Source organism: Mesorhizobium sp. M0145, assembly GCF_040322355.1.
GTDB lineage: Bacteria > Pseudomonadota > Alphaproteobacteria > Rhizobiales > Rhizobiaceae > Mesorhizobium.
This window is the reverse complement of record NZ_JAMYTK010000029.1, coordinates 57,241-66,599: the sequence shown is the minus strand read 5'-3', so window position 1 is coordinate 66,599 and position 9,359 is coordinate 57,241. Positions and strand designations below refer to the sequence as shown.

Annotated in this window: 11 protein-coding genes; 9 read left to right on the top strand and 2 right to left on the bottom strand. The window is 64.0% G+C overall.

The features are described 5' to 3' along the window. The first annotated feature begins 36 nt into the window (after positions 1-36). From radA to NKJ28_RS28445, 7 genes are all read left to right on the top strand, one after another. Positions 37-1,455 carry a DNA repair protein RadA gene (radA, locus tag NKJ28_RS28475; protein WP_352637895.1) on the top strand — a complete coding sequence of 473 codons (1,419 nt, stop codon included), beginning with the start codon at positions 37-39 and terminating at the stop codon, positions 1,453-1,455. A gap of 47 nt (positions 1,456-1,502) precedes the next feature. Continuing rightward, positions 1,503-2,174, top strand: a complete 672-nt coding sequence (locus NKJ28_RS28470) for a CvpA family protein (RefSeq protein WP_023677716.1) — start codon at positions 1,503-1,505, stop codon at positions 2,172-2,174. Positions 2,175-2,299: 125 nt separating this feature from the next. Further along, entirely contained in the window at positions 2,300-3,769 is a 1,470-nt protein-coding gene (gene purF, locus NKJ28_RS28465; protein WP_023677717.1) for an amidophosphoribosyltransferase, read from the top strand. Positions 3,770-3,783: 14 nt separating this feature from the next. Continuing rightward, on the top strand, positions 3,784-4,053 hold the full coding sequence (locus NKJ28_RS28460) for a hypothetical protein (protein ID WP_352637891.1): 270 nt from the start codon (positions 3,784-3,786) through the stop codon (positions 4,051-4,053). A gap of 23 nt (positions 4,054-4,076) precedes the next feature. After that, entirely contained in the window at positions 4,077-4,823 is a 747-nt protein-coding gene (locus NKJ28_RS28455; RefSeq protein WP_352637890.1) for an SDR family NAD(P)-dependent oxidoreductase, read from the top strand. Positions 4,824-4,903: 80 nt separating this feature from the next. Then, positions 4,904-5,533 (top strand): hypothetical protein, encoded by a 630-nt coding sequence (locus NKJ28_RS28450; RefSeq protein ID WP_352637888.1) that lies wholly within the window; start codon positions 4,904-4,906, stop codon positions 5,531-5,533. A gap of 130 nt (positions 5,534-5,663) precedes the next feature. After that, the gene (locus tag NKJ28_RS28445; protein ID WP_254820234.1) at positions 5,664-5,885 is read left to right on the top strand and encodes a hypothetical protein; all 222 of its coding nucleotides are present in this window, start codon (positions 5,664-5,666) and stop codon (positions 5,883-5,885) included. Positions 5,886-6,037: 152 nt separating this feature from the next. Here NKJ28_RS28445 and NKJ28_RS28440 read toward each other — a convergent pair whose 3' ends face one another. Continuing rightward, positions 6,038-6,544: an OsmC family protein gene (locus NKJ28_RS28440; RefSeq protein ID WP_352637887.1), complete on the bottom strand. Its 507-nt coding sequence runs from the start codon at positions 6,542-6,544 to the stop codon at positions 6,038-6,040. 324 nt (positions 6,545-6,868) lie between these two features. On the opposite strand from NKJ28_RS28440, the gene NKJ28_RS28435 reads away from it, so the two are divergent. Further along, positions 6,869-7,777 carry a DMT family transporter gene (locus NKJ28_RS28435; protein WP_502902225.1) on the top strand — a complete coding sequence of 303 codons (909 nt, stop codon included), beginning with the start codon at positions 6,869-6,871 and terminating at the stop codon, positions 7,775-7,777. A 157-nt stretch (positions 7,778-7,934) separates the two neighbouring features. On the opposite strand, the gene NKJ28_RS28430 is transcribed toward NKJ28_RS28435, so the two are convergent. Continuing rightward, the gene (locus NKJ28_RS28430) at positions 7,935-8,828 is read right to left on the bottom strand and encodes a LysR substrate-binding domain-containing protein (protein ID WP_352637885.1); all 894 of its coding nucleotides are present in this window, start codon (positions 8,826-8,828) and stop codon (positions 7,935-7,937) included. Positions 8,829-8,943: 115 nt separating this feature from the next. On the opposite strand from NKJ28_RS28430, the gene NKJ28_RS28425 reads away from it, so the two are divergent. Continuing rightward, positions 8,944-9,351: a tautomerase family protein gene (locus tag NKJ28_RS28425; protein WP_023677725.1), complete on the top strand. Its 408-nt coding sequence runs from the start codon at positions 8,944-8,946 to the stop codon at positions 9,349-9,351. Positions 9,352-9,359: the final 8 nt, after the last annotated feature.

Here is a 9,359-nt window from a genome sequence, read left to right as displayed (position 1 = left end):
GCCGACCTGTCTTTCAATTGCCGCAGGCCGCGCCTGATGGCCAAATCCCGTATCCAGTTCATCTGTCAGAATTGCGGATCGGTGCATCAGCGCTGGGCTGGCAAATGCGATGCCTGCGGCGAGTGGAACACGCTGGTCGAGGAAGGTACGTCAGGCGGTATCGGCTCCGGCCCGGCCAATACGCGCAACGCCCGCAAGGGCCGTGCGGTGGTGCTGACCAGCCTCTCCGGCGACATCGAGGACGCGCCGCGCATCGTCTCCGGCATCGGCGAACTCGACCGCGCCACCGGCGGCGGCTTCGTGCGCGGCTCGGCGCTGCTGGTCGGCGGCGATCCCGGCATCGGCAAGTCGACGCTGCTCACCCAGGCCGCGGCCGCGCTGGCGGCAAAGGGCCACCGCATCGTCTATGTCTCTGGCGAAGAGGCGGTCGCGCAGATCAGGCTGCGCGCCCAGCGGCTCGGCGTCGCCGACACCCCGGTCGAGCTCGCCGCCGAAACCAATGTCGAGGACATCCTCGCCACCATCGCCGATGGCAAGCGGCCGGATCTGGTCATTCTCGATTCGATCCAGACGCTGTGGACCGATATGGCCGATTCGGCGCCCGGCACGGTGACCCAGGTGCGTGCCGCCGCCCAGGCGATGATCCGCTTCGCAAAATCCACAGGGGCGGCGATCGTTCTGGTCGGCCACGTCACCAAGGAGGGCCAGATCGCCGGACCGCGCGTCGTCGAGCACATGGTCGACGCGGTGCTCTATTTCGAGGGCGAAGGCGGCCACCACTACCGCATCCTGCGCACGGTCAAGAACCGCTTCGGGCCAACCGATGAGATCGGTGTCTTCGAAATGTCGGACAAGGGCTTACGGGAAGTCGCCAACCCGTCCGAGCTTTTCCTCGGTGAGCGCCATGCGAAGTCGCCGGGTGCCGCGGTTTTCGCCGGCATGGAAGGCACACGGCCGGTGCTGGTCGAGATCCAGGCGCTGGTGGCGCCATCGACGCTGGGCACACCGCGCCGCGCCGTCGTCGGCTGGGACGGTGCCCGGCTGTCGATGATCCTGGCGGTTCTGGAAGCCCATTGCGGCGTCCGCTTCGGCACGCACGACGTCTATCTCAACGTTGCCGGCGGCTACCGCATTTCGGAGCCGGCGGCCGACCTGGCAGTGGCGGCGGCACTGGTTTCCTCGCTCACCGGTCTTGCCCTTCCCGCCGATTGCGTCTATTTCGGCGAAATCAGCCTTTCGGGTGCGGTGAGGCCGGTTGCGCATGCGCAGCAGCGCCTCAAGGAAGCCGAAAAGCTGGGTTTCGGACGCGCGGTTCTGCCCTTGGGCAGCGAGGAACTTGTTGGTGGCAATGGGGTCGGGGGGATCGGAGCCGGCGCTTTCCAGCCCACCGAGCTTGCCGATCTCGTGGCGCGCATAGCCGGCTCTCGGCGCAGCCGCGCCGACGAGCAAGAGTGATGCGGCTCGTCGAGTCGTGAAAAAGAGATCGGAGTGGGGCGAAAAACATGCCGATTACGCTGCTTGACGGAATTCTCGTCGGCTTCACCCTGGTCTCGGCGATGCTCGCTATGGTTCGCGGCTTTTCGCGCGAGATCCTGTCGATCATCTCCTGGGCAGCCGCCGCGGCCGCCGCCTTCTTCTTCTACAAGCCGGTGCTGCCTTACATTCAGCCCTACGTCGACAACGAAAAGGCCGCCATGGCGGCGGCCGCCGGTATCGTCTTCATTGTCGCGCTGATCGTCGTTTCGGTCATCACCATGAAGCTCGCCGACTGGATCATCGATTCCAGGATCGGCGCGCTCGATCGTACACTTGGCTTCCTCTATGGCGCGGCGCGCGGCATCCTGGTCGTCGCTGTCGCGCTGCTTTTCTTCAATTGGCTGGCCGGCGCCAAGGCTCCAGGCTGGATTGCCAACGCCAAGTCAAAGCCGTTGCTCGAATCGATCGGCGCCAAGCTCGAAAGCCTGCTGCCCGAGGATCCGGAAAACGCCATCCTCAACAAGCTCAATCCGAATCAGCCGGCCACCGAGACGCCTCTGGCCCCCGACGCGCCTGCAGCGGAAGCCCCTGCCGCCGGCGACGACGCCACTGCTCCGGCACCCGACGACAGCGATGCGCCGCCGGCCGACAATGCGCCCGCGACGCCGGCACCTGCAAACCCGGCGCCGGCAAACTGATTTCGACAGACTTGCGAGGCTCAAGACTGTCGATCATGTGAACGCCGCACGACGTGCGTTGCTTTCGATGCGCTATGACCTTATATGGCGACTTTAGCGGAGCTTGAGCCCCAATGGCAGCCTCAGTGGCAGACGCAGACGACGTGCTTTCCGCCGAAGCCGACGACCATTTCCACGACGAATGCGGCGTGTTCGGCATTTTCGGCCGGCAGGACGCCGCAGCCATCGTAACGCTCGGTCTGCATGCGTTGCAGCATCGAGGCCAGGAAGCGGCCGGCATCGTTTCCTATGACGGCACCCAATTCCATGTCGAACGCCATGTCGGCCTGATCGGCGACACCTTTACTAAGCAGCGTGTCATCGACAGCCTGCAGGGCAACCGTGCCATCGGCCACACACGCTATGCCACCACCGGCGGCGCCGGTCTGCGCAATATCCAGCCTTTCTTCGCCGAACTTGCCGATGGCGGCTTTGCCGTCGCCCATAACGGCAATCTCACCAACGCCATGACCGTTCAGCGCGCCCTGCAGAAGCAAGGCGCCATCTTCTCTTCCACCTCCGACACCGAAACGCTCCTGCACCTGGTTGCCACCAGCAAAGAGCGCGACCTGAATTCGCGCTTCATCGATGCGGTGCGCCAAGTCGAAGGCGCCTTCTCGCTGGTGGCGATGACGTCCAAGAAGATGATCGGGTGCCGCGACCCGCTCGGCATCCGCCCGCTGGTGCTCGGCGATCTCGACGGCGCCTGGATTCTCGCCTCCGAGACCTGCGCGCTCGATATTATCGGTGCGCGTTTTGTGCGCGACCTGAAGCCCGGCGAAATGGTCGTCGTCACCAGCAAGGGCATCGAAAGCCTGTTCCCGTTCGAGCCGCAGAAGACCCGCTTCTGCATCTTCGAATATGTCTATTTCGCGCGGCCGGATTCGTCGGTCGAAGGCCGCAACGTCTATGAAGTGCGCAAGCGCATCGGCGCCGAGCTGGCGCAGGAAAGTCCGGTCGAGGCCGACATCGTCGTGCCGGTGCCGGATTCGGGCACGCCGGCGGCGATCGGCTTTTCGCAGGCCGCGGGCATTCCGTTCGAGCTCGGCATCATCCGCAATCACTATGTTGGCCGCACCTTCATCCAGCCCGGCGATTCGATCCGCCACATGGGTGTCAAGCTCAAGCACAACGCCAACCGCCGCATGATCGAAGGCAAGCGCGTGGTGCTGGTGGACGATTCGATCGTGCGCGGCACCACCAGCCAGAAGATCGTCCAGATGGTGCGCGATGCCGGCGCCAAGGAAGTGCATATGCGCATCGCTTCGCCGCCGACGCGCGCCTCCTGCTTTTACGGCGTCGACACACCGGAAAAGTCGAAGCTGCTGGCGTCGCGCATGTCGGTGGAGGAGATGGCCGAGTTCATCCGCGTCGATTCGCTCGGCTTCCTGTCGATCGACGGGCTCTACCGCGCCGTCGGCGAGGCCGGCCGCGACAACGAGCAGCCGCAATTCTGCGACGCCTGCTTCACCGGCCAGTATCCGACCCGGCTTGCCGACTTCGAAGGCTCCGACAATGTGCGCACGCTGTCGCTGTTAGCGGCCGGCGGGTCTTAGCAGACGCTGCTTCAATGCTGAAGCTGTTCTGGCTGGATTTTGAAGCAGGACGCCGCCACGGTTTTCCGATGGGCGTCGGCATCACCGCAGAAGACGAAACGGATGCGGTAGATCTCGCCAAAACACGGTTGTTTGCCAGCGGAAAATTTCCAACCGCCTACAGGATCGAGATCATCCCCGATCTGGACACCCTGGACCAGAACCATGTCAGGCCGAATATCGGCCATTACCTGCGTCGGGGAATCTGGTTTCCGACCGGTTATGATAGTAGCTGGTCTCCGTAACCTTTGATCTTCAGAGTGACCTCATGATTTCTGCCCTTGACCTCTCCGGCCGCGTCGCGGTCGTCACCGGCGCCTCGCGCGGTATCGGCTATTTCATCGCCAGGGAGCTTGCCGCGGCCGGTGCGCATGTGATTGCGGTTGCTCGCACCGTCGGCGGGTTGGAAGAACTCGACGACCAGATCAAGGCAGGTGGCGGACAGGCGACGCTGGTACCGCTCGATCTTGCCGACATGGCGGGGATCGACCGGCTGGGCGGCGCCATCCACGAGCGCTGGGGCAAGCTCGACATACTGGTCGCCAACGCCGCTGTGCTCGGCGTCATCGCCCCGATCAGCCATGTCGAGGCCAAGACCTTCGAGAAGGTGATGACCATCAACGTCACCGCAACATGGCGGCTGATCCGCTCGGTCGACCCGCTGCTCAGGCTTTCCGATGCCGGCCGTGCTATCGTGCTGAGCTCCAGCCTTGCCCACTCCGCACGCGCCTTCTGGGCGCCTTATGCGGCGTCGAAGGCGGCGGTCGAGGCCATGACGCGTTCATGGGCGCATGAGACCGAAAACCTGCCGCTCAGGGTCAATGCCGCCGATCCCGGAGCAACGCGCACCGCGATGCGGGCGCAGGCCGTACCCGGCGAGGATCCTGAAACACTGCCGCACCCTTCGGAGATTGCCAAGCGTATCGTGCCGCTGGCCAGCCCTACGCTCAAGGAGACCGGGCTGATCTTCCAGGCCAAGCACAATCGCTTTGTCGCCTACCGGCAGCCGGAGTAGCCACACATCGCATTTTGCCGGAAGAATTGCGCCGGCACCAACGTTGTTCGGGTGCCACAATTCGAGAAACGGAGGACCATATGCGGAGACTGCTTCTCTTGACTGCCACCGCGCTGCTTGCAGTGATCGGCGCCGCGTCGTCGCAGGAGGCAACGATGAGCTTTTTCGTCACCAGCGTCGGCTCCGGCAAAGGCGCCGATCTCGGCGGTCTCGACGGCGCCGACGCCCATTGTAGTTCACTGGCCGAAGCCGCGGGCGTTACCGGCAAGACATGGCGCGCCTATCTCTCGACCAGCGATACCGATGCACGCGACCGTATCGGCAAAGGCCCGTGGTTCAACGCCAAGGGCGGCAAGATCGCCGATGATGTCGCTTCCCTGCATAGCGATGCCAACGCCATCACCAAACAGACGGCACTCGACGAAAAGGGCCAAATGGTCAACGGCCGCGGCGACACGCCCAACCGGCACGACGTGTTGACCGGCTCCAAGCCGGATGGCACGAAAATAGCCGACCAGACTTGCGGCGACTGGACGCTGAGCGGAGCAGAAGGTGTGGCGATGATGGGTCATCACGATCGTACCGGCCTCGATGATTCGGCAGCCGCCAAATCATGGAATTCCTCGCATGCGTCACGCGGTGGCTGCAGCCAGGAAGCGCTGAAGGGCACCGGCGGCGACGGCCTGTTCTATTGTTTTGCGGTGAACTGAACCAAAACGACCCGACGTCACGTGGCTGTGATGCCGTGGCTTAACGCCGCGCTTTGGCCCAGCTTTCGCCGCTGGGCCGGAGTTGCTAGGATCGTGCGACTCCCAAAACAAGCAGAGCGAGGAAATACTCATGGCGGCACCGAGCGTAGCGTTAGTCTGGTATCTGGTGATCGCCGGCCCGCAAGGCGGCATGGTCGTGCTGCCCAGCACATTCGACACCCGCGAACAGTGCGCCTTCGCCATAACCGAATACCAGAAGCAACCGACGCCGGCCGGCTGGTCGGTGCAGTGCGTGCCGAGCGCCTCGCCCTTCGCCGACGAGGGCGACGCCGAGGAGCCGTCGGCGCAGTAGGACAGCGTGATCTCCCCCCTTGAGGGGGAGATGGCCGACAGGCCAGAGGGGGTTGGTCCGACCGGGCTCGGCCTGCTGCAGCGGTTGGCGCTTCACGCGAGACAACCCCTCTGTCGCCTTCGGCGACATCTCCCCCTCAAGGGGGGAGATCGTCAGCGTCGCGCGCTTGCCGTCAGCTCCGGCTTCTGGCTGATGGTCTGGAACACGACGCAGTAGCGCTCGGTCAGCTTGAGCAGCGCATCGATGCGCTCCTGCGGCTCGTCGGTGTCGAGGCCAAATGTCAGCCGGATGGCGCGGAAGCCAACCGGCGCATCCTTTGCCACGCCAAGCGTGCCGCGAAAGTCTAGGTCGCCTTCGGCTTCCACCGTGGCGGCCCCAAGCTTGAATTCCAGCGCCGTCGCTACAGCCTTCAGCGTGACGCCGGCGCAAGCCACCAGTGCCTCCAGCAGCATGTCGCCGGAGCAGAGTTCGAGCCCGGTGCCGCCGGTCGCCGGATGCAGCCCGGCAATGGCGATCGCCCTGCCTGTCTCGACCTTGCAGGCGATCGATTGGTCGTCGATCGAGCCTTTGGCGCGGAGAGTAATCAGCGCGCGCGAGGCGTCGTCGCGATAGGCCACCTTCAGCGGCGCCTGCATGGCCCTCAATGCAATCGCGTCCATTTCGTTTCTCTCCCATAGTAGTTGCCTGGCTTCGCTGCCTAACGGCGATGCCGCCTGCCCAAACGCAAGTCTCCACTGGCGTAGCGCTTGGCAGGGTTTCGCCCGTATAGTCTGACGATACGGCGAGCATCCAACGCCTTCACACCGTCTCTCGCAACACATTCGTAAGGCCGCCGGACATATGGCCGACATCGCCATCGTGGAAACCCGCGAACGGGTTCTTGCCGGAATCCTGTTCACCGGGGCTGCCTACTTGCTGTTTTCGATGCAGGACGCCTCAAGCTGACACTATGGTGTCAGGAAGGGGCAGCGCAGGCTGGTGAGATGACGGGATCGCTGGACATGCCATGCACAGTGGAAAGCGCCCGCGAGCGTACCCTCGGCATCATCCTGGTCTCGGCATCGGCGGCCGTTTTCGGCCTCACCGGCGTGCTGACCAAATCGATCCATGCCGACCCGCTGACCATTACCTGCTGGCGCGGCTTCGTCGGCTCGATCCTGATCAGCCTCTATGTCCTATGGCGCCGCCAGCGCTGCGGCGGTCGCGACAGCTTGCGGCTCGGCTGGCGAGGCTGGCTGCTGGCGATCGAGGGCGCGCTCGCGAGCATCGCCTTTATCTCGGCGTTCAAGTTCACGTTTGTCGCCAATGTCGCGATCATCTATGCCACGGCCCCGTTCGTCACCGCGCTGCTGGCCCTCCTGTTGGTCCACGAGCCGTTCCGGCTGCAGACGCTTGCCGCCGCTGCTGTGTCACTATGCGGTGTGGCAATCATGGTCTGGTCCGGCTTCGGCACCGGCCATTTGCTCGGCGACGGGCTGGCGCTGCTGATGACGATCGGCAGCGCGCTCTACATGATCATGGTGCGCGCCTTCCACGACACGCCGGTGGTGTGGGCGGGTGCGGTGTCGGCATTCCTTCTGTTCGTGCTCGGCTGGTTCGTCGCCGATCCGCTGGCTGTCTCGGCCAGGGACGCTGTGCTTCTAGCCACCTTCGGCGCCTCGTTCGCGCTGGCTTCGATCCTGTGGACGGAGGGCACTCGGCTTATTCCGGCGGCCGAGTCCGGATTGCTGGGTTCAGCTGAAGTGCCATTCGCGATCCTGTTTGCCTTCCTGTTCCTGGCGGAGATCCCGCCGGCAGCCAGCATGGTCGGTGGCGCCATCGTGCTTTGCGCGGTGTTCGCTCACGCCGGCCGCGACTGGCTGATGGCCAGGCAGCGCGCAGCGGATGCATGACCAATCCTCGCCGCGTCCGAGCGCGAGTTGGTGGTCCGATCACGAGAAATCCGGTCCTGAAAATTAATTTGAAAAGTCATGGAACCATCATAGGGCTCAGGCATTATGGCTGCGACGGGCCACCCCAAGTCCCCCCAAACCCCTCGGCCCGTCCTACTTAGAAGCCGACCGCAAGGTCGGCTTTTTCTTTGCTGGCTCGATTGGCCAAGGCCAGGTTGCCGCTGAACAACGCGGCCAGATCCTGCGCCGGCCGGTCGGCATCCTCACGCAAGCGGACGGCGAATTCGGCGACCGGCACCGGCGGCAGATCAAGATCGCGCGGCGCCTCGACGATGCCGGAATGAGCGAAGCGCGCCGTCCTCAACGTCAAGGCGATGCCGGCGTGCACCGCCGTGCGCAGGCCGGCAAGGCTGGCACTGCCGGCAGCAATGCGGTAGCGACGGCCGGCCGCATCGAGTGCACTGGTCGCCGCTTCGCGAAACCCGCAATGGGGATCGAGCAGCGCCAAGGGCAGTTCGTCGTGGCGGGTGGCCAGCCCGTTCTGTGAGCAAAGCCAGATCATTGGTTCCTTGAGCACACCGACCTCGTCCCGTGTCGGCACCTGCCGCATGGCAATGGCCAGATCAAGGGTGCCGGCCTGCAAAGCCTGCGCCAGTTCGGCGGAACGGCCGACGCGCAGTTCGATCCTGACGCGCGGATGGCTGACAGCAAAAGCCCTGAGAAGCTGCGGCAAGCCGCTGTCGGCGAAATCCTGCGTGGTGCCGATGGCGACGCGCCCGTCGGCGTGCGCGCCTTTGAGGGCCAGCCACGCCTCGCGGTGCGCGGCAAGGATGCGACGCGCGTGAACGATCAGATCCTCGCCTGCCGGCGTCAGGCCGCGCCCTCGCCCCTGTGGCACCAGCAGCGGTTCGCCGACAACATCCTCCAGCCGCTGCATCTGCGCGGTCACTGCGGACGGCGAGCGACCGACGATCGACGCGGCCCGCGCCAGGGAACCGCCATCGACGAAAGCGAGGAAAGTTTTGAGGAGGTCGGGATCGAACATCTGCACAATTCGATACTATCAAAGTGTTTATCAAAAACAATTCGATTTTTTTTGATCAAAGGATGATGGCATGATTTTCTCGACGGCGAAGAGGCGCCGCTTGAAACCGAGGAGAAGAAATATGCCGATCATCAATGTCAGCGTTACCGGCAAGCCCGATGCCGCTTTGTCCGCCGCCATTGCCAAGGAAGTGACCGAACTGACGGCCACGCATCTGCGCAAGGACGCGACGATCACAGCTGTTGCCATTTCCTATCACGACCCCGAGCACTGGTTCGCCGGCGGCAAGTCGCTGGCCGAGCATGGCACCAACACGGCCTGGCTCGACATCAAGGTTGTCGACGGCACCAACACCAAGCTCGAACTGGAGGCGTATCTGCAGGCAATTTTCGCGGCATTCGGCCGGCTGCTGGGTAAGGTGCATGAGGAAAGCTACGCCCTCGTGCATGAAGTGCCTGCGGCCGCCTATGGCTTTGGCGGCAAGACGCAGGAATTCCGCTTCATCAGCGGAAGGATGAAAGCGGCGTAGCTGCGATA

What these genes read in the sequence shown, in the direction of transcription:
- radA (WP_352637895.1), top strand. Translation starts at nt 37, where the DNA reads ATGGCCAAATCCCGTATCCAGTTCATCTGTCAGAATTGCGGATCGGTG.
- NKJ28_RS28470 (WP_023677716.1), top strand. Translation starts at nt 1,503, where the DNA reads ATGCCGATTACGCTGCTTGACGGAATTCTCGTCGGCTTCACCCTGGTC.
- NKJ28_RS28460 (WP_352637891.1), top strand. Translation starts at nt 3,784, where the DNA reads ATGCTGAAGCTGTTCTGGCTGGATTTTGAAGCAGGACGCCGCCACGGT.
- NKJ28_RS28455 (WP_352637890.1), top strand. Translation starts at nt 4,077, where the DNA reads ATGATTTCTGCCCTTGACCTCTCCGGCCGCGTCGCGGTCGTCACCGGC.
- NKJ28_RS28450 (WP_352637888.1), top strand. Translation starts at nt 4,904, where the DNA reads ATGCGGAGACTGCTTCTCTTGACTGCCACCGCGCTGCTTGCAGTGATC.
- NKJ28_RS28445 (WP_254820234.1), top strand. Translation starts at nt 5,664, where the DNA reads ATGGCGGCACCGAGCGTAGCGTTAGTCTGGTATCTGGTGATCGCCGGC.
- NKJ28_RS28440 (WP_352637887.1), bottom strand. Translation starts at nt 6,544, where the DNA reads ATGGACGCGATTGCATTGAGGGCCATGCAGGCGCCGCTGAAGGTGGCC.
- NKJ28_RS28435 (WP_502902225.1), top strand. Translation starts at nt 6,869, where the DNA reads ATGACGGGATCGCTGGACATGCCATGCACAGTGGAAAGCGCCCGCGAG.
- NKJ28_RS28425 (WP_023677725.1), top strand. Translation starts at nt 8,944, where the DNA reads ATGCCGATCATCAATGTCAGCGTTACCGGCAAGCCCGATGCCGCTTTG.